Here is a 17875-nt window from a genome sequence, read left to right on the forward strand (position 1 = left end):
TGGTACTTAGGTGACCGGTTTGTCGAGACCGAGCCGGGCGCGCTCTTCGGCTTCTATTTGGGCGTACACCTTGCGTTCGGTGCGGTCGGCGCGCAGGATCGAGCGCATCATCAGCCAGAATATGAGGCCGAGCGCAATGGTGGGCACAATCGAAAAAAGCGCGTTACCCCAGAAGTTCTCAATCACGGTCCCAGCCTACGCGTAAAGGCTGGGATACCCGCTACTTGCTGAGCAGGCCGATGATGCCGCTGCCCAGATAGTAGACGCCGACACCGCCAATGATCACCCAGAGGGCGATGCGATTCATCGACGGCGGCTTGCGCCCGCCTCGGTCGGGCTTCAGCTCGTCGTCGGGCAGATAGTTCACTACTTCACCAGGGGAAACAGGATCGTTTCTCGAATACCCAGTCCGGTCAGGGCCATCAGCATGCGGTCGATGCCCATGCCCATACCGCCCGTCGGCGGCATGCCGTACTCGAGTGCGCGCAGAAATTCTTCATCGAGGCGCATGGCCTCAGGGTCTCCCCCGGCGGCGAGGCTCGCCTGCTCGATGAAACGCTCGCGCTGCACGACCGGATCCACGAGCTCGGAGTAGCCGGTGGCCAGTTCGAAGCCGCGCACGTACAGGTCCCACTTCTCGACCACGCCGGCCACCGAACGGTGGCCGCGCACCAGCGGGCTGGTGTCGATCGGAAAGTCCATCACGAAGGTCGGGCGCACCAGGTCACCCTTCACGAAGTGCTCCCACAGCTCTTCAACATACTTGCCGTGAATGGGGTGGTCGATCTCAATGCCCTCGCGGGCGGCGAGGGCGACAAGGTCGGCCAGCGGCGTCGCAGGGGTGATCGCGATGCCGACGGCCGCCGACAGGCTGTCGTACATGCCGATGCGGTCCCAGTCGCCGCCGAGGTCGAACAGTGTGCCGTCGGCCCAGGTCACCACGTGCGATCCGGCAATCGCGAACGCGGCATCCTGAATCAGCTTCTGGGTGAGGTCGGCGATGGAGTTGTAGTCGCCGTACGCCTCATAGGCTTCGAGCATCGCGAACTCGGGCGAGTGGGTGGAGTCGGCGCCCTCGTTTCGAAAGTTGCGGTTGATCTCGTAGACCCGGTCGATGCCGCCAACCACGGCTCGCTTCAGAAACAACTCGGGCGCGATGCGCAGGAACAGCTCGGTGTCGAAGGCGTTGCTGTGGGTCTGGAACGGGCGAGCGGATGCCCCGCCGTGCATCACCTGAAGCATCGGCGTCTCGATCTCGATGAACTCGAGATCGGTGAACGTTCTGCGCAGGCTCGCGACGGCCTTCGAGCGCGACAGCACGTTGGTTCGGGCCTGCTCGCGACTGATCAGGTCGAGGTAGCGGCTGCGCACCCGGGTCTCTTCGCTGAGCTCGGAGTGCAGGTTGGGCAGCGGCAGCAGCGCCTTCGCCGCGACCTGCCAGCCGGTGACCATGATCGACAGTTCGCCGCGACGACTCGAGATGACCTCACCGCTGACGAACAGGTGGTCGCCGAGGTCGACCAGGTCCTTCCACGCGGCGAGGGATTCTTCGCCGACGGCGGCGAGCGAGACCATGGCCTGGATACGGGTGCCGTCGCCGCTCTGCAGGCTTGCGAAGCACAGCTTGCCGGTGTTGCGCAGGTGCACGATGCGGCCGGCGAGGCCCACGATGACGCCGGTGGTGGCATCCGCTTGGAGTTCGCCGAATTCTGTGCGCACGGCAGGAATGGTGTGGGTAATCGGAACCGACACCGGGTACGCCCCACCGGCCGGGCTCGCGGCCGCGGCGTTCAGTCGGTCGCGTTTGCCGAGGCGCACGGCCTTCTGCTCGTTCATTTCCGCGTCGGAGAAGCCCTCGGCGTCGTCGTTCGAGGCGGGCGTAGGGTTCTGGCTCATTGGTCTCCGATGGTGCTGTCAGTTCAAATTTGAGCGGATGCTGCGGTTCACCCGAGAGTGAGCGACAGGTTGTCGATCAGTCGGGTGGTACCGATCCGCGCGGCCACGAGCATTCGGGCCGGCCCGCGATAGTCGCCCGGCACCGAGAGGAAAGTCTCCGGGTGCACGATCACGAGATAGTCCAGTTTAACCAGCGGCTGGGCGGCAATGCGCGCGTTCGCTGCGGCGAGCGCTGCATCGGGGCCGGCCTGCGCCGCCGCCAGGGCAGCGCCGAGCCCGGCGAACAGCGTCTGCGCGGCCGTATGCTGCGCGTCGTCGAGGTAGCGGTTGCGGCTCGACAGGGCCAGTCCGCTCGGTTCGCGCACGGTATTGACGACCTCGATGGTGGTGCGCACGTTGAGGTCGGCAACCATGCGCTGCACCAGAAAGGCCTGCTGACCATCTTTTTGGCCGAACACCGCGGCGTCCGGCGTCACGATGCCGAGCAGTTTCGCCACGACGGTGAGCATGCCATCGAAGTGGCCGGGGCGCGCAGCTCCCTCGTAGAGTGAGCCGACCGGGCCTGCGGCCACCCGGGTGTCGCCTTCCCCGCTCGGATACATCTCGCGGGCACTCGGCGCGAACACGAACGCCACGTTCTCGTTCCCGAGCGTGACCAGGTCGGCCTCGAGGGTGCGCGGGTAGTTGTCGAGGTCTTCGCCGGCTCCGAATTGCAGAGGGTTCACGAAGATCGACACGACCACGATGTCGCCGAGGGTATGCGCCCGTCGCACGAGCGCGAGGTGCCCGGCGTGCAGAGCACCCATCGTCGGCACCAGCACGATGCGGGTGTCACCGCCGGTCAGCGCCGCACGGTCGCGTTCCTGGCCGAGACGATCGTGCAGTTCGGCGATGGAGCTGATCACTTCTGGAGTAGTCATTCGACCTCCCGGTCGTCGTCAAGCGGATGCTGATGCCGTTGGATCTGGTCGAACCCGGCCAGGTCGAGCCGGTCGGGAGCCATCCGCCCCAGGGCGTTCTCCATCGCGGAGCGCAGCAGCGGACCAAGGATAGCGCCCGGATGCTCAAGGCCTATCCCCGCGAGCAGCCGGGCGGCCTGCTCGACGATCGATGTGGAAAAAACGGTGGCGATCTGGATCGCTTCGGCATAACTGGCACGGTCGGCTTCGGCGACGATGAGCGGTTCCCCGCCCATCTCCACGGCGAGCGCCTGCCCGATGGGCAGCACCGGGCCGGGTGCGGTCACCGCGAAGTAGCTGTCGGCCAGCCGGGCCAGGTCGAGACTCGTACCGGTGAAGGCCATCGCCGGGTGGATCGCCAGCGGGATGGCGCCGGCGGCCTGCGCCGGTGCGAGCACCGCAGCGCCGAAACGGGCAGAGGTGTGCAGCACAATCTGGCCGGGCTGCCAGGTGTTCGTCGCGGCGAGGCCCTGCACGAGGCTCTCCAGCTGGGCGTCTGGCACGGCGATGATGACGAGTTCGCTGCGTTCGACGACTTCGGGCACGGTGAGAATGGGCACGAGCGGCAGAATGGCTTCGGCGCGGTCGCGGCTGGCCTGCGAGATCGCAGAGATGCCGACGATCGCGTGGCCTGCGCCCGCGAGCGCGGCCCCGAGAATGGGCCCGACGTGGCCGGCGCCAATGATTCCGACGCCGAGGCGTCCCGGCTTAACGTTCATTCCGCGGTCTCCTGGGCTGGTGTTGCTGTCTCGGCGCGGCTCCACTGGTGGCTGGTGTCGGCGAGCGCCGACCGTACCGCGCCCCTGGCCATCCACTCGAAGAGAACCAGGGCTTCGTCGACGTCGAGAACGCTAAGTGAGGCGCTGACCGGCCCCGTGACCGTGTGCAGGTCGGCCGATGCGAGGCGCAGCCGCCTCCGCACTGGTCCCTGGCTGATGCGCACGCCCTGCATGCGCGCGAGGGGCACGAGAATCAGGTCGCGCGAGAGAACCCCGCGACGAAGTAAGGCAACCTGATCGGACACCGCCCAGCCGGTGCGCCACCAGGAGAATGGGCGCAACCAGGCAGCGCGGGCGGGGGCGTTGCTGTAGAAATCGGCGATGCCGGCGTCGCGTCTGCGACCGCCGAGCAGTCCGTTCTCGACCAGGGCGCGCTGAGTGTCGGTGTCAAAGCCGGGCAACGCCAGCTGCAGCACCTTTTCGACATCGGCGAGGGTTCCGACTGGCAGGATGGTGGCGCTGGTGGCGGGGGCGCTGTTGCGGCCGGAGGCCTGACCGGCGGTGTTGATACTGACCTGCCACCAGCCGAACCGACGCCAGAGTATGGGCTGCGACACCTTGATCGCGTGGATGCGGCCCGGTGGCAGGGTTTGGCTGCTCGTTGACAGCAGGCCGAAGCCGACCCGCACGCCGTCTGCGGTGCCGGCAATACTGAACCGCAACGTCTTGGTGATGCGGGAGAAATAGTAGCCGACGCTGCCGATGAGGCCAGGCAGCACCGCCACGAGCACCCAGCCGGTGCTCCCGGCGATCACGCTGACGACGAGCCCGATGCCGGCCAAAAGGAGAAAGACGGTGAAGCCGCTGAGAACAACCGATCCGATCAGGCGCCCCGGCGGTATGCGCACGACCGATTCGGGCGGAGCCGCGTCCGGGTCCAGCTCCGGCGCCCGGAACTCGTTGTAGCGCGCGGTCGCGAAGTCGCCGAGGGCCGAGTGTGCGGTCGGCGCGGCGGCCGCACCGATCAGGGTGGGTGCGGCTGCCGCCTCGGCTCCGGGCACGGCGGCTGGCTGCCGTGCCTGCCGCAGGCCGGAGGCGAGGTGCAGGATGTCGCGGCGCAGGTCATCCGCTAGTTTCGAGCCGAGGTAGGCGAGCTGCACGTTGCCGTCCTGGCCAGCGACCGTGATCTCCAGCCGGGCCGCACCAAACAGGCGGGGAATCAACGGCCGGGCCAGGTTGACGCCCTGCACTCGGTCGAGGCGGGCCTTGCGGTTGCTGCGAAAAATGAGGCCGCTACGCACCTCGACGATCTCACCGTTTACGCGAAAGGTGTGCGTGCGCCAGGAGAGGTAAAACACGACGAGAATGACCAGCAGAACGCCGGCGATGACCAGCAGTGCCCAGCCGGTGGCTCCGCGCTCGTAGATCGCGTCGATCGGATCGCCGCGAAAATTCTCTTCGCCGAGGAACAGGTCGATGAAACGTTCGCGCAGGTTGGCGAAAATGAAGCCGAGGATGGCCACCATGAAAATACCGCCGCGCAGCACCGGTGTGGCTGGGTGCAGTCGGTGCCACTCCCCGTCGGTGAGGTCGGTGCGCGGCGCCGCCAGTGGGGCCCCAATCGCGGCGGCTGGCTCGCTCACAGCCCCGCCCGGCGGCTCTCCGCGAGCTCCACCAGCCGGTCACGCAGGCTTTCGGCGTCGGCTTCGGGCAGTCCGGGAATCGACACCCCGGCGGTGGCCGCGGCCGTCACGAATTTGAGGTCGGCCAGGCCGAGCCACCGCGCGATCGGGCCGCGGGTGATGTCGATGAGCTGCATGCGCCCGTACGGCACCGCGACAAAACGTTGAAAGAGAATGCCGCGGCGAAACAGTAGGTCATCCTCGCGCAGCAGATACCCGATGGAGCGCACCCGGCGCGGTTCGAAAACGAGATTGATGATCGACGCGACCAGCACGGCGATGCCGACCCACAATGCCCAGGTCTGGTCGAGCAGCAACCAGAGCAGGCTCGCTCCGCCGCACACGACGACGGCGTTCACGATGGTGCCGACGATCTCGACCAGCACATACTTCGGGGAGACGCGTTTCCATTCCCCGGGCTCGCTCAATTCGAGCCGGGCAGACGGGTCGGCCCCCTCGGCGGGTTCGGCCGAATCGTCTGGAACGGGCACGTCTTGTGGAACGGGCGGCAGCGCAGCTGGCCGGTTCATCTCGGGCAGGTCAGGCACGGGTACCTCCGGACTCATGGGCATCGTCGTTCGGGTCGTCGTCGGGCGGCAGGGTGCAGAAGTGTTCGGCCACGAGGCCAGCCGTGAGCATGAGGGCCGCGCCGATCGCGGTGCCGATCGCTAGCCATAATGACGTGACGGCTGGCACCACCGACCGGGTCAGGATGTACAACACGATACCCAACGCTGCGCCCAGCAGCAGCGAAGCCGACAACGATGTGGCCTTCGACAGCACGGCCACCCGCATGGCCCAGAACGGATCGATGCGGCGCAGCGCCTTGCGATGGCTGCCCTGACGCACCTGCCAGGCCAGACTCACGACGACGGCAGCCAGCAAAATCAGGGTCAACGGCAGGGTCACCGGGGGAACGACGATCGGGGCACCGGACGCCGCGAAAGCGATCTCGACCAGAAAGCCGATCACGAGACCGGTCAGCAGCACGGCGAGCAGCCCGGTCGCCTGCGAACGCTTCATCGCCAGGCTCCCGGTGCCGGCGTGGTTTCAGTGGCCGCGGCATCCGCTACCCGGCGCACCGTGGTGCCGGTGGCGGCGAGCAGATCCCGAACCAGCCCGCGGCCGGGGATGACGGCCGCGGCGTCGAGGTCGAGCCACGGGGCCAGTACGAAGTCACGTTCCGCCGCACGCGGGTGCGGCAGGGTCAGGCGGTCGTCGTCTACGCTTCGCTGGCCGAACACGATGAGGTCGATGTCGAGCGTGCGGTCACCCCAGCGTTCGGCGCGCACCCGGCCGTGCCTGGCCTCGATGACGTTGACGGCGTCGAGCAGGGAGTGTGGGTCGCCGCCGTAGTCGATGGTTAGTACCGCGTTGAAATAACGGGGTGCACTCTCATCGACGCCGTCAACTTTCACGGCAGCAGACTCATACACCGGCGAGACGGCGACAAGCGCCGCCCCTGGCAGTTCGGCGATGTCCTGCACGGCACGGGTGAGCGCGGCCGCCCGGTCGCCGAGGTTGCTGCCGAGGGCGAGGACCACTCGTTCGACGGGCCCGGTCATGATCGAGACCGGGTGATCTGTACGGCCACGTCGGTGAACGGCACCGAGATCGGAGCCTGTGGTTTGTGGACCGTGACCTGCACGCGCAGCGCCGGCGGGTGCGCCAGCACGACGGCCGCGATGCGCTCGGCGACGGTTTCAATGAGGTCGACCGGGTCGTGCCGGGCCGCCTCGGTGACCTCTTCGGCAAGTTCGCCATAGTGGATGGTCCGGGTCACGTCATCGCTCGCCGCTGCGGCCAGCAGATCAAGCCAGACGGTCACGTCGATGACGAAGTCCTGACCGTTTTCTTTCTCAAAGTCGTAGACGCCGTGGTGGGCGTTCACCCGCAGGCCGGTGAGGGTGATCGAATCAGTCATGGGTCCATTGTGACGGACGCGCCGCGCTGTGCGGCAATCCCCGCCCACCGTGCGGGGTCGGCTGTTGCACGCTGGCCAACACGTTCAGGGCCGTGCGGGTTGCCGCGACGTCGTGCACCCGCACCGCCCAGGCACCGGCCTGCGCGGCGAGCACGCTGACCACGGCGGTGGGCAGGTCGCGGTCAGGCAGAGGAGCTCCGACCGGCAGCACCTCGGCCAGGAAACGTTTGCGTGACGCCCCGACCATGACCGGAAGACCGAGTTCGGCGAAGGCGTCAAGCCGGCCCAGGAGCTGCCAGTTGTGTTCGGGCTTCTTGGAGAATCCGAGTCCGGGGTCGAGCACGATCTGCTCCCTGGCCACTCCGGCTCGGGTCAACACGTCGACGCGGGTGCGCAGTTCGGCGATGACCTCGGTGACCACGTCGTCGTAGTCCGCCAAGGTGTCCATCTGCTGCGCGTGCGCGCGCCAGTGCATGGCCACATAGGTCAGGCCGGTCTCGGCGGCGATGCCGGCCATGCCAGGGTCGGCGAGACCCCCGGACACGTCGTTGATCACGCACGCGCCCGCGTTCGCCGCCGCGCGGGCGGTGGCGGCGTTGAGGGTGTCGATGCTCAGCCGCAGGCCCTGCCGGACGAGCTCGGTGACGACCGGAATGATGCGTTGCTGCTCCTGTTCCGGTGACACGCGGGTCGCGCCGGGCCGGGTGGACTCGCCGCCCACGTCGATGAGGTCGGCGCCCTGGGTGTGCAGCATCATGCCGTGCTCGATGGCGGCATCCGTTGACGCCCACTGGCCGCCGTCGCTGAAGGAGTCGGGGGTGACGTTGAGCACGCCCATGATGAGCGTCATCCGCCGGCGGCAATCAGGGCGATGATCTCGGCGCGTGCTGTCGGTTCGGTCAGGGTTCCGCGCGACGCCATGGTCACCGTCGAGCTCGCGGTCTGGCGCGGCCCCCGGGTGCCGACGCAGCCGTGCACGGCGTCGAGAACGACGAGGACGCCGAGCGGGTCGAGGCCTTCGTGCAGGGCATCGGCGATTTCCTCGGTGAGCCGCTCCTGCAGCTGGGGCCGCGCGGCGATGGTCTCCACGACGGCGGGCAGCCGACCGAGGCCGACGACGCGATCCCTGGGCAGGTAGGCCACGTGGGCGATGCCCAGAAACGGCAGCAGGTGGTGTTCGCAAACCGAACGAAAGGCTATATCGCGCAGCAGCACGAGTTCGCCGGTAGTCGCGCCGACCGGAACGAAGTCCATCAGCAGTTCCTGCGGGTCTTGGTCCAGCCCGGCGAAGAACTCGGCATAGGCATCCGCTACCCGTCGTGGCGTACTCTCCAGGCCGACCCGCGCTGGGTCCTCACCGATTGCAGCGAGAATCTCAGCGACGGCCGCCTGGATGCGCGCCCTGTCCACTGCCACGGGCGCCTAAGCGGTCGCGGGGCGGGGGTTGCGGGCCGGCGCGCGCTTCGGTTTGGCGGGGGCGGCGTCTCCACTGGAGATGCCACCGTCAACGGCCGCGCCGTCGATGGGAGCCTTCGGCGCCGGCATCGCGATCGGCGGTACATCCGAAACCGGGCGCTTGTCGCTGGACAGCCACTGCGGACGCTGCGGCAGCATTTCGACGTTGGCGAAAATCTCGGCCAGGGCAGTCTGATCGAGCGTTTCATGCTCGAGCAGCTTGGCGGCGAGATCATCAAGAATGGCGCGGTTCTTGATCAGAACCTCGTAGGCCTCATCGTGAGCGTCTTCGAGCAGCTGACGAACCTCGCGGTCGACACTTTCCGCCACGCGTTCTGAATAGTCGCGCCCGTGGCCCATATCCCGGCCCAGGAATACTTCGCCGGAACCTTGGCCGAGCTTCAACGGTCCAACAACACTGCTCATTCCGAACTCGGTAACCATCTTTCGGGCGGTCGAAGTGGCCTTCTCGATGTCGTTGGACGCGCCGCTGGTCGGATCGTGAAAGATGATCTCTTCGGCGACGCGGCCGCCCATGGCATAGGCCAGCTGGTCGAGCAGTTCGTTGCGGGTGACCGAATAGCGATCTTCGAGCGGCATGACCATCGTGTAGCCGAGGGCGCGGCCGCGCGGCAGGATGGTGATCTTGGTCACCGGGTCGGTGAAGTTCATCGCGGTAGCGACCAGGGCGTGGCCTCCCTCGTGGTACGCGGTGATGAGCTTTTCCTTGTCGCGCATGACGCGGGTTCGGCGCTGCGGTCCAGCCATGACCCGGTCGACGGCCTCGTCGAGGGCGCGGTTGTCGATGAGCTGGGCGTTCGACCGCGCGGTGAGCAGCGCGGCCTCGTTGAGCACGTTCGCCAGGTCGGCACCGGTAAAGCCGGGCGTCTTGCGGGCGAGCACCTCGAGGTCGACGCCCTCGGCCATGGGCTTGCCCTTGGAGTGCACCTCAAGAATGCGCTTGCGGCCGAGCATGTCGGGTGCGTCGACACCGATCTGCCGGTCGAACCGGCCCGGGCGCAGTAGCGCGGGGTCCAGAATGTCGGGGCGGTTGGTGGCGGCGATGAGAATAACGTTGGCTTTCACGTCGAAGCCGTCCATCTCGACCAGCAACTGGTTGAGGGTCTGCTCACGTTCGTCGTGGCCGCCGCCCATGCCGGCACCACGGTGACGGCCGACGGCGTCGATCTCGTCGATGAAAATGATGGCCGGCGCGTTTTCCTTGGCCTGGCTGAACAGGTCTCGCACCCGGCTGGCACCGACACCGACGAACATTTCGACGAAGTCGGATCCGCTGATGGCGTAGAACGGCACATTGGCCTCGCCGGCCACCGCGCGGGCGAGGAGGGTCTTACCGGTTCCGGGAGGGCCGTACAGCAGCACACCCTTGGGAATGCGGGCGCCGACCGCCTGGAATTTGGCCGGCTCCTTAAGGAAGTCCTTGATCTCTTCGAGCTCTTCGATGGCCTCGTCGGCACCAGCCACGTCGGCGAAGGTGACCTGCGGGCTCTCCTTGGAGACGAGCTTGGCCTTGGACTTACCGAACTTCATGACCTTGCTGCCACCGCCCTGCATCGAGATCATGAGCCAGAAGAAGGCACCGATCAGCAGTACGGGCAGCAGAAAGCTGAGCACGCCCAGCACCCAGTTAGGCTGCGGCACTTCGTCGGTGAAGCCGTCCTTCGGGTTGGCGGCGGTGACGGCCGTGATGATCTCTTCGCCGCGCGGTGCAACGTAGTAGAACTGCACCTGAGTTCCAAGGTCGCCGCTTGCCTTGGTCAGCGTGAGGTCGACGCGCTGCTCGCCGTCGACGATGGTGGCCTCGGCGACATTGCCCGATTTCAGGTAGCCCAGACCCTCCTGCGTGCTCACCTCGCGAAATCCGCTCATGGTGATGAGGCTTGACCCCACCCAGACGGCGATGACGGCGAGCACAATATAGAGAATCGGGCCGCGGAGTAGCTTCTTGACGTTCATGGTGACCTCAGGCTAGCGCTCGATTACAAGGGAAAGCCGTGTGTTCGCCCAAAGGAGAACTCAGGCGCGGGTCGCGGGCTGGCCTAGAGGGCGGCTGCAGCGACGGTGGAGTAGACGTGCGGGGCCAGAATGCCCACCGAACGCAGGTTGCGGTACTTCTCGTCGTAGTCGAGGCCGTAGCCGACCACGAATTGGTTCGGAATGTTAAAGCCCACATATTTCACGTCGATGTCGACGCGTGCAGCATCGGGCTTACGCAGCAGCGCGCAGATTTCAATCGACGCCGGACCGCGCGTTTTCAGGTTCGCCAGCAGCCACGACAGGGTCAGGCCGCTGTCGATGATGTCCTCCACGATGAGCACGTTGCGGCCGGACAGGTCGGTGTCGAGGTCTTTGAGAATGCGCACGACGCCGCTGGACTGAGTTCCGGAGCCGTAGGAGCTGACGGCCATCCAGTCCATGGTGACCGGGTGGTGCAGCTCACGAGCCAGGTCGGCCATGACCATAACCGCGCCCTTGAGCACGCCGACCAGCAGCAGATCGGTGCCCGCGTAGTCCACCTCGATCTGGCGGGACATTTCGGCCAGGCGAGCTCGAATCTGCTCCTCGCTGATCAGGATCTCGGTGAGTTCGCCGTCAATGTCGCGAGGTTCCATGTGGAAAGAGCAGTCCTTTGTGTCAGGTGGGTCCAGGCACGGAAAAAATCAATATGCCGTCCTGTCGTACAACTCTAATACCTGGCAGGCTGAGCGCCTCCTGTCCATGCCAGTCCGTCACGAGCGCCGCCACAGTGAGAGTCTGTCCCCGATCCAGCCACACCCCGCCGCCTTCCTCGACCCCGAAGCGAATCACCCGCTGCCGTATTGCAGCAGGGTGCGCTGCGAGCACGGCCGCCGCTATCCGTCCATCAGCCCAGTGCGCACGCAGTACTGAGCGCGCCAGCTCGTCGAGCGCGTCGGAATCCTCCCGCAGCGCTGCGGCGGTGCGAGCGAGCGCCAATCCGACGCCGGGGCCGAGCTCGTTCTCAAGCATCGGCAGCACCGTTTCCCGTACCCGCACCCGGGCGTAGCGCGGGTCGAAGTTCTGCGGATCGCTCCATGGTTCGAGGCCGGCATCGGCGCAGAATTGCCGGGTTGCTACCCGACGGATGCCCAACAACGGTCGCAGAATCGCCCCGGTTCGCGCCTTCATCCCGCGCAGGCTCGTCGGTCCCGAGCCGCGGGCGAGGCCGAGCAGCACGGTTTCGGCCTGATCGTCGAGGGTGTGACCGAGCAGCACCCCGCTTGCCCCGGTCTGCTCGAGTGCCGCATCGAAAGCGGCATAGCGGCTCGTCCGCGCCGATGCCTCCGGTCCTGTTCCGTCATCGTCGACGGTCACGCCCAAAACCAGCACCGGGTCGAGCCCGAGCTGCTGGGCGGTCTCGGCGGCCCGCGCCGCGACATCCGCTGAACCGGACTGCAGGTTGTGGTCGACGATGACCGCTCCGGCACGAATGCCAGCCCGACCGGCCTCGAAAGCGGTCGCGGCGGCGAGCGCGAGCGAATCGGCGCCACCGCTCAGGGCCACCAGCACGAGCCCTTCGGCTGGCAGGAGTGCGCGCACGGCCCGACGAATATCGGCGATGGCCGGGGTGAGGCGCGGGCGGCGGGAGGATTCCATCCAGTAACGTTATCCGCAGACTTAGATCAAGGGAGAAACACAGCCATGGCCGAATACGACGCAGTCATCGAAATCCCTCGCGGGAGCCGCAACAAGTATGAGGTAGACCACGAAACCGGTCGGGTGTATCTCGACCGAGTGCTCTACACGAGCTTCATGTACCCCACCGACTACGGCTACTTCGAGAACACGCTCGGCCTCGACGGCGACCCCGTCGACGTCTTAGTACTGCTGGACTACCCACTCTTTCCGGGCGTCGGCGTCTCCGTGCGTCCCGTCGGCGTGTTCAACATGACCGATGACGGCGGTTCCGACGCCAAGGTCATCGCTGTTCCGGCTGGCGACCCGCGCTGGGACCACATCCAGGATGTCCTCGACATTCCGGAGTACACCCGCAAGGAAATCGAGCACTTCTTCGAGCACTACAAGGACCTTGAGCCGGGCAAGTGGGTTAAGACGGAGGGCTGGGGCGACGCCGCCGAAGCCAACCAGATCGTCGTCGACGGCATCGCGAAGCTCGCCGAAGAGGGCCACTAACCCGCACGCTTACGAAGGCCCCCTGGTTGACTAGGGGGCCTTCGTTGTGCCTGAGGGCCCACGCGCCGGGCTAATTCAGGAGAATCTTGATCGCGCTGGGCCGCTGGGCAGCGCCCGATCCCCGGGGAATCTCCTGAATTAGCCGTCAGTTGGCGACGTGCAGGAACGCGAGACCGGTGTTAGGCGGCGGGACGGCCGACGTAGGGCGCGACGGCCCACGATGACCAGATGCTGTGCAAACGCACGCGGGCTGAGGGGTTGGGGGCTTCGAGAACCTGGCCGTTGCCCGCGTAAATCGCTACGTGGTAGTAGTTTCCCGGACTGCCCCAGAAGACCAGGTCGCCGACCTGCACCTGGGCGAAGGAGACGAGCTTGCCCTGTTGGGCCATGGTGTTGTACTGGTTCGTGGCCGAATGAGTGCCGATGTAGACGCCGGCCGCCGCATAAGCGGCTTTGGTCAGGCCGGAGCAGTCCCACGAGTCGGGGCCGGAGCCGCCGAAGACGTAGCGGTCGCCGAGCTGAGCGCGAGCGAAGGCGAGCGCGGTATCGACGACGCCAGCGTTGGGCGCGGGAGCCGGCGCGGGAGCCGGCGCGGGACCCGGCGCGGTAGGTTTCGCCGGTGCGACGGGCGTGACCGGCGCAGGACCGGATCCGGAACCAGACCCAGAACCTGAACCAGAACCCGCGCCCGCGCCTGAACCCGAGCCAGCTGCTCCGGCGTCGCGCGCTGCCTGCGCTGCCGCTACGGCCGCAGCGGACGCCTGCGCCCGCGCGAACGCGGAAGCGGCGGCGGCGGCGTCCTCGCCGGCGTGAAAGCTGCGTTCGGCCTCTGCCGTGGTGTCTTTGAGTAGCGCGAGCTGTTCAAACAGCTCGCTCGATTTGCGTTGCTGGGTCTCGTAGGCCGCCTCGGCGGCCGTCGAGCTCGCCGTCGCGGCGTTGAAAGTGGTCTTGGATTCTTCGGTGAGGCGTTCACGTTCCGCAGTCGCCGATGCCGCCTGCTCCCCCAGGGACTCGGCCGCATTCTTGTCCTGCACGGCTTCGGTGTAGATCTGCTCCGACTGCTCGCTGAGCTTGCTGGCCGTCCCGAGCTGGTTGAGCAGGTCGTCGGCGCTGTTCCCGTTCAAGAATAGGTTGAGCGATAAACCGTTGGCGCCGGACTTGGCCAGGTGCGCGGCGATCAAGCCCGCACGCATTTTGGACGTCGCTGCGGTGGCTTCAGCCGTTTCTGCCTGGTCCTTAAGGCTGGTTTCCCGCGTGGTGGCGGCATCCAGGGCGTCCTGCGTCACCCGGTAGGCCTCTGCCGCAATCTGCGCGGTCGTCACGGCCTTCGCGGCCTGGGTCGCGAGCCCGTCGAGCAGCTCGCCGAGGGTCGCAATCTCGGCCTGCTTGGTTGACTCGTTCTGCTTTGCCTTTTCGACGTCATTCCAACTCGGATAGTCGGGAGCGGCGAAGGCGGCTCCACCGGCTGCTGCAACGGATGCGGTCACCGCCGACACCGCCCCGATCGCTACAGCGGAAAACAGTCGTTTCGACGTCGTTCGAACTCGCCCGTGTGCGGTGTGGGTGGTGCCCGGTACGTTTGTGGTGCTCTTAGCCAAGTGATGCTCCCCGGTCGGCCATGAATGGAACAGGATTGATGCGGTTTCCACCAATCCACACTTCGTAGTGCAGGTGGCAGCCCTGCGCCGCCCCGGTCTCACCGGAATAGGCGATCAGCTGGCCGGCTGACACCGACTGGCCGGAGCGCACGTTGTAGCCGCCGTCCACGATGTGAGCATATCCGGTCGCTACGTTGTCGCCATGGCTGATCTTCACGAAGTTGCCGTAGGTTCCCAGGCGCCCAGCCCAGGTGACGACACCGTCGTGGGCGGCGTAGATGGGTGCGCCACAGCCGGTGCCCAGGTCGGTGGCGTAGTGGAAACTGCCACTACACGCTCCGCCATTGCAGATGACCGATCGGGGACCGAAGCCGGCGGTGATGCGACCGCTGGCGGGAACAGCCCAGCCGTTCATACTCACCGACCCGCCAGAGCCGCCACTATTGGCGCGCGCCGCTGCCGCTGCAGCGGCCCGTGCCGCTGCTTCCGCCGCAGCGCGAATGGCTTCGAGCCGGGCGCGTTCGGCCACACCGGCTTCATACCCGGCCGAGGTTGTGGCTTGGGCGTCGCGCATGAACTGCAGCTGCTGCTCCAGTTCGACGCTCTTGGCTTCGGACTCGGCGAGGGCATTCGCTGCCGCCTCGGCCGCAACCTGAGCTGCAGCCAGCGCGGCTTCGGCCGCGACTCGAAGGGTTTCACGCTCGGTCTTGGCGATCTTGGCCTGATCGCCGAGCGATTGGGCGTTGTTGGTGGCTGACTGCGCCGATTCGTAGACGTCAGAGCTGCGCTCAACCAGCTTGCTCATGTTGCCCAGTTTCGCCAACAGCAGGTCGGCGTCGGCGCCGTCACCCTCCCCCTCGAGGAAGAGGTTCACGCTCAGGTCGGTACCTCCGGTGCGGTAGAGCTGGGCGGCGAGCTGGCCAGCCTGCGTGGTGGCGGCATCCGCTGTTGCCTTGCTGGAATCGGCCTGGGTCTGGATGTCTTCGGCGCGTCGGGTGGCGTCATCGAACTCTTGTTGGGCAACCTCGAGTTCGCTGGCGCTTATCTCCGCCGCGGCCTGGGTCTCCTGCACCTGCACCTGCAGGCCCGCAATGAGGTTCTCGATTGCGGTCACCTGCGCGGTAGCCGAAGCGGTGTTCGCCTTGGCATTTTGCAGATCTTGCCAGGACGGGTACTCGACGGCGTTGGCCGGGGCTGCGGGGCTCACGAGGGTGACCAGAAGGGTCATCGCCGCCATAATGCTGGTCAGCGCCAGGGTGTGCCCGGGCCACCGATTGGTCACACGCAAACGACGGGCGGGTATGTCAGTTCCGCGGCCGGTCACGGTTCTCATTTGAATCATTGGTTCCCAACAGGCTTGTAGCAGTCGCCACGCGCGCCGAGGCAGACTCTTCAGAGTAACAAGGTGGGCACGGTTCGCCCAGCCTACCGGCGAATCTAACCCGCGAAATAGCTGCTGGCCCGCCTATTTGCGGGCGCGGTGCGAACTGGGTCGAAAAAATATCCACCGTTCGAGCGGATGCTGCGCGCGCCGATTTGGCCTTAGCCCCACAACTCCGTATGCTTACTCTTCGGCAGCCATGAATTTTGTGGCTCACGGCCCCATCGTTTAGCGGCCTAGGACGGCGCCCTTTCACGGCGTTAACACGGGTTCGAATCCCGTTGGGGCTACGCAAACTGCACGTGCATGAAAAAGTATCAAGAGAAATAGAATAGTCTTACCAAGTGCCTCGCACACAGATTCACATCTTTACATCGAGGCCCTGTAGCGCAGTTGGTTAGCGCGCCGCCCTGTCACGGCGGAGGTCGCCGGTTCAAGTCCGGTCAGGGTCGCAAAGGTAATAGCCCTTTCGAAAGGAAGGGCTTTTTTCCTTAGAAGAGGCGTTTAACGCCGCTTTGGGGCCCTGTAGCTCAGTTGGTAGAGCGTTCGACTGAAAATCGAAAGGTCACCGGATCGACGCCGGTCGGGGCCACCACCGCCACTCCCTAGGAAACACTGGGGAGTGGCCTTTTTTTATGCCCATTTTTGGGCCGCGATTCGGCCTCGTTTTCGTCAAGTGAACACATTTTGAACACACTTGAAAATGGAACACTGCCATTGAGGGCCACCGCGACGGCGTCTAAGTCGTCGTCGAAGAGGTCTGCGTAGACGTCCAGTGTCATCGCGGCCGACGAATGGCCGAGCATTCGCTGTACTGCTTTTACGTTGGCTCCGACGGAGACGGCGAGGCTTGCAGCCGTGTGTCTGAGGTCATGTGGTGTCACCTTGGGAAACTCTGGGTCGGCCTCTTGAATCGATGCAAGGGCAGAATTAAAGCGGCGGTTTCGAAAGTTTCCACTACGGAGAACTCCGCCGTCAGGCGCCATGAAGACTAAGTCGTCTGGGTGCTTTCCAGCGCAACGAGCCCGTAGGGAGTCCGAAAGGAAATCGGGGAATGGCACCGAACGACGCTCATGGGACTTCGGAGTTCCCCAGATGATCCGACCTCGAGGATCGGACACGGCCTCGACCACGTCAATCCGGCGGCGGTCGAAGTCGATTCGTGCTGTCTTGAGACCGGCCATCTCACCCCATCTCAAACCGGTGTACGCCAGCATGATGATGACGTCGGCATCGGGCCCACAGGCGCGAGCAAGTCGAGCCACTTGTTCGTTGCTGAGATATCCTCTCGAACTCTTCACGATCCTGGGGAGGCGAACCCCATCGGACGGATTGGAGGGAATGCGCCTGTCCATGACTGCGTACTTGAGAACGCCCGAAAGCACGAGATGAATCTGGCGCACGGTGGAAGGCGCCAGACGCGCCGAGAGGTCAGAAACCCACGCCTGGACGTCAGCGTGGCTCACCTCCCCTAACCGCGTCGTGCCCCACCGCGGCAGCACGTGCTTGTCAAGGCCGTGTCGGTAGCCTGACCGCGTCGTCGGCTTCAGTTGAACCTGCGCCGCGTACCACTGCTCGGCCCAGTGAGAGATGGTCACCCGGGACTTGGTCGGGTCGACCCATTCGCCGCGGTCTTTCGACATCTCGACGCCGGCGAGGAAACGTTCCGCATCTCGTTTTGTGGCAAAGCCACGTTTCATCGTTTGCCGGCGATCGGGCGTTCGGTACCGTACGAGGTACCGCTTTCCGCCGGCTGTTGCGTACGACGTGATTGTTGGCATTGGCGTCCTCCACCGAGAGGAGTTTTTATGTCTCACGACCATGATCTGCCACATGTCTGAGAAATTGTAGATGCTGCCTTCAGACGATATCCCAGAGATTGAGGATTACGGCCGCTTTTCGGATTTCGTCTTCTAAGTTGCAAAGTAGACATTCTGAAAACTTTAACCACGGCACTCTCCCGGGCTCGCTGAAAGCATCTCAGGTGCCAGGGTCAAAGACGCTTCGCGTTTTTCACCCGTTCGGCTGCGGCGAGCAGCCGTTTAACTGCGGAACTGTCAGCAGCTCGAGGCCAATCGATGGGCTACA

At 65.6% G+C, this 17875-nt stretch carries 19 protein-coding genes and 3 tRNA genes; 4 read left to right on the forward strand and 18 right to left on the reverse strand.

The annotated features are described in order from the left end of the window. Positions 1-6: 6 nt before the first annotated feature. The 15 genes from QMK31_RS06560 to tilS all read right to left on the reverse strand — a co-directional run bounded on the left by QMK31_RS06560 (position 7) and on the right by tilS (position 12271). Positions 7-186 carry a hypothetical protein gene (locus tag QMK31_RS06560; RefSeq protein ID WP_283500279.1) on the reverse strand — a complete coding sequence of 60 codons (180 nt, stop codon included), beginning with the start codon at positions 184-186 and terminating at the stop codon, positions 7-9. 34 nt (positions 187-220) lie between these two features. Continuing rightward, positions 221-367 (reverse strand): hypothetical protein, encoded by a 147-nt coding sequence (locus QMK31_RS06565; RefSeq protein WP_283500133.1) that lies wholly within the window; start codon positions 365-367, stop codon positions 221-223. Beyond that, positions 367-1896 carry a lysine--tRNA ligase gene (lysS, locus tag QMK31_RS06570; protein ID WP_283500134.1) on the reverse strand — a complete coding sequence of 510 codons (1530 nt, stop codon included), beginning with the start codon at positions 1894-1896 and terminating at the stop codon, positions 367-369. The genes QMK31_RS06565 and lysS overlap by 1 nt, the downstream gene beginning before the upstream one ends. 47 nt (positions 1897-1943) lie before the next feature. Then, the gene (panC, locus tag QMK31_RS06575) at positions 1944-2816 is read right to left on the reverse strand and encodes a pantoate--beta-alanine ligase (RefSeq protein WP_283500135.1); all 873 of its coding nucleotides are present in this window, start codon (positions 2814-2816) and stop codon (positions 1944-1946) included. Then, positions 2813-3574 carry a Rossmann-like and DUF2520 domain-containing protein gene (locus QMK31_RS06580; RefSeq protein WP_283500136.1) on the reverse strand — a complete coding sequence of 254 codons (762 nt, stop codon included), beginning with the start codon at positions 3572-3574 and terminating at the stop codon, positions 2813-2815. Before QMK31_RS06580 ends, panC begins: the two co-directional genes overlap by 4 nt. Then, positions 3571-5217 (reverse strand): PH domain-containing protein, encoded by a 1647-nt coding sequence (locus QMK31_RS06585; protein WP_283500137.1) that lies wholly within the window; start codon positions 5215-5217, stop codon positions 3571-3573. Before QMK31_RS06585 ends, QMK31_RS06580 begins: the two co-directional genes overlap by 4 nt. Further along, the gene (locus tag QMK31_RS06590; protein WP_283500138.1) at positions 5214-5804 is read right to left on the reverse strand and encodes a PH domain-containing protein; all 591 of its coding nucleotides are present in this window, start codon (positions 5802-5804) and stop codon (positions 5214-5216) included. Before QMK31_RS06590 ends, QMK31_RS06585 begins: the two co-directional genes overlap by 4 nt. Next, entirely contained in the window at positions 5797-6279 is a 483-nt protein-coding gene (locus tag QMK31_RS06595) for a DUF3180 domain-containing protein (protein WP_283500139.1), read from the reverse strand. The genes QMK31_RS06590 and QMK31_RS06595 overlap by 8 nt, the downstream gene beginning before the upstream one ends. Beyond that, positions 6276-6821, reverse strand: coding sequence for a 2-amino-4-hydroxy-6-hydroxymethyldihydropteridine diphosphokinase (gene folK / locus QMK31_RS06600; RefSeq protein ID WP_283500140.1), 546 nt, complete (start codon positions 6819-6821; stop codon positions 6276-6278). Before folK ends, QMK31_RS06595 begins: the two co-directional genes overlap by 4 nt. After that, positions 6818-7180 carry a dihydroneopterin aldolase gene (gene folB / locus QMK31_RS06605; RefSeq protein ID WP_283500141.1) on the reverse strand — a complete coding sequence of 121 codons (363 nt, stop codon included), beginning with the start codon at positions 7178-7180 and terminating at the stop codon, positions 6818-6820. The genes folK and folB overlap by 4 nt, the downstream gene beginning before the upstream one ends. Beyond that, entirely contained in the window at positions 7173-8030 is an 858-nt protein-coding gene (folP, locus tag QMK31_RS06610) for a dihydropteroate synthase (RefSeq protein ID WP_283500142.1), read from the reverse strand. Before folP ends, folB begins: the two co-directional genes overlap by 8 nt. After that, positions 8027-8596 carry a GTP cyclohydrolase I FolE gene (gene folE, locus QMK31_RS06615; protein WP_283500143.1) on the reverse strand — a complete coding sequence of 190 codons (570 nt, stop codon included), beginning with the start codon at positions 8594-8596 and terminating at the stop codon, positions 8027-8029. The genes folP and folE overlap by 4 nt, the downstream gene beginning before the upstream one ends. A gap of 6 nt (positions 8597-8602) precedes the next feature. After that, positions 8603-10612 carry an ATP-dependent zinc metalloprotease FtsH gene (gene ftsH / locus QMK31_RS06620; RefSeq protein ID WP_283500144.1) on the reverse strand — a complete coding sequence of 670 codons (2010 nt, stop codon included), beginning with the start codon at positions 10610-10612 and terminating at the stop codon, positions 8603-8605. 83 nt (positions 10613-10695) lie between these two features. Next, positions 10696-11268, reverse strand: coding sequence for a hypoxanthine phosphoribosyltransferase (hpt, locus tag QMK31_RS06625; protein ID WP_283500145.1), 573 nt, complete (start codon positions 11266-11268; stop codon positions 10696-10698). Between the two features lie 22 nt (positions 11269-11290). Next, positions 11291-12271: a tRNA lysidine(34) synthetase TilS gene (tilS, locus tag QMK31_RS06630; protein WP_283500146.1), complete on the reverse strand. Its 981-nt coding sequence runs from the start codon at positions 12269-12271 to the stop codon at positions 11291-11293. A gap of 45 nt (positions 12272-12316) precedes the next feature. On the opposite strand from tilS, the gene ppa reads away from it, so the two are divergent. Continuing rightward, entirely contained in the window at positions 12317-12808 is a 492-nt protein-coding gene (ppa, locus tag QMK31_RS06635) for an inorganic diphosphatase (protein ID WP_134464679.1), read from the forward strand. A gap of 179 nt (positions 12809-12987) precedes the next feature. Here the strand turns inward: ppa and QMK31_RS06640 are convergent, their stop codons facing one another. Then, complete coding sequence (locus QMK31_RS06640) at positions 12988-14406, reverse strand: C40 family peptidase (protein ID WP_283500147.1); 1419 nt, start codon at positions 14404-14406, stop codon at positions 12988-12990. Continuing rightward, a complete protein-coding gene (locus QMK31_RS06645; RefSeq protein ID WP_283500148.1) occupies positions 14399-15739 on the reverse strand; it encodes a M23 family metallopeptidase in 1341 nt (446 codons plus the stop codon). The genes QMK31_RS06640 and QMK31_RS06645 overlap by 8 nt, the downstream gene beginning before the upstream one ends. A gap of 265 nt (positions 15740-16004) precedes the next feature. Here QMK31_RS06645 and QMK31_RS06650 point away from each other — a divergent pair. The 3 genes from QMK31_RS06650 to QMK31_RS06660 all read left to right on the forward strand — a co-directional run bounded on the left by QMK31_RS06650 (position 16005) and on the right by QMK31_RS06660 (position 16382). Beyond that, positions 16005-16077 (forward strand) — tRNA-Glu (locus tag QMK31_RS06650). 88 nt (positions 16078-16165) lie between these two features. Further along, a tRNA-Asp gene (locus QMK31_RS06655) sits at positions 16166-16239 on the forward strand. A gap of 67 nt (positions 16240-16306) precedes the next feature. Continuing rightward, positions 16307-16382, forward strand: a tRNA-Phe gene (locus tag QMK31_RS06660). 10 nt (positions 16383-16392) lie between these two features. Here the strand turns inward: QMK31_RS06660 and QMK31_RS06665 are convergent. After that, entirely contained in the window at positions 16393-17568 is a 1176-nt protein-coding gene (locus tag QMK31_RS06665) for a site-specific integrase (RefSeq protein WP_283500149.1), read from the reverse strand. Positions 17569-17875 lie beyond the last annotated feature (307 nt).

The sequence above is a fragment of the Cryobacterium sp. PH31-O1 genome (assembly GCF_030063455.1).
Classification (GTDB): domain Bacteria; phylum Actinomycetota; class Actinomycetes; order Actinomycetales; family Microbacteriaceae; genus Cryobacterium.

Bases quoted from the DNA above. Each gene is read 5' to 3' on its own strand.
- QMK31_RS06580 (WP_283500136.1), bottom strand. From the start codon at position 3,574: ATGAACGTTAAGCCGGGACGCCTCGGCGTCGGAATCATTGGCGCCGGC.
- folB (WP_283500141.1), bottom strand. From the start codon at position 7,180: ATGACTGATTCGATCACCCTCACCGGCCTGCGGGTGAACGCCCACCAC.
- folK (WP_283500140.1), bottom strand. From the start codon at position 6,821: ATGACCGGGCCCGTCGAACGAGTGGTCCTCGCCCTCGGCAGCAACCTC.
- QMK31_RS06645 (WP_283500148.1), bottom strand. From the start codon at position 15,739: ATGAGAACCGTGACCGGCCGCGGAACTGACATACCCGCCCGTCGTTTG.
- folP (WP_283500142.1), bottom strand. From the start codon at position 8,030: ATGACGCTCATCATGGGCGTGCTCAACGTCACCCCCGACTCCTTCAGC.
- lysS (WP_283500134.1), bottom strand. From the start codon at position 1,896: ATGAGCCAGAACCCTACGCCCGCCTCGAACGACGACGCCGAGGGCTTC.
- ppa (WP_134464679.1), top strand. From the start codon at position 12,317: ATGGCCGAATACGACGCAGTCATCGAAATCCCTCGCGGGAGCCGCAAC.
- ftsH (WP_283500144.1), bottom strand. From the start codon at position 10,612: ATGAACGTCAAGAAGCTACTCCGCGGCCCGATTCTCTATATTGTGCTC.
- QMK31_RS06595 (WP_283500139.1), bottom strand. From the start codon at position 6,279: ATGAAGCGTTCGCAGGCGACCGGGCTGCTCGCCGTGCTGCTGACCGGT.
- panC (WP_283500135.1), bottom strand. From the start codon at position 2,816: ATGACTACTCCAGAAGTGATCAGCTCCATCGCCGAACTGCACGATCGT.
- hpt (WP_283500145.1), bottom strand. From the start codon at position 11,268: ATGGAACCTCGCGACATTGACGGCGAACTCACCGAGATCCTGATCAGC.
- QMK31_RS06665 (WP_283500149.1), bottom strand. From the start codon at position 17,568: ATGCCAACAATCACGTCGTACGCAACAGCCGGCGGAAAGCGGTACCTC.
- tilS (WP_283500146.1), bottom strand. From the start codon at position 12,271: ATGGAATCCTCCCGCCGCCCGCGCCTCACCCCGGCCATCGCCGATATT.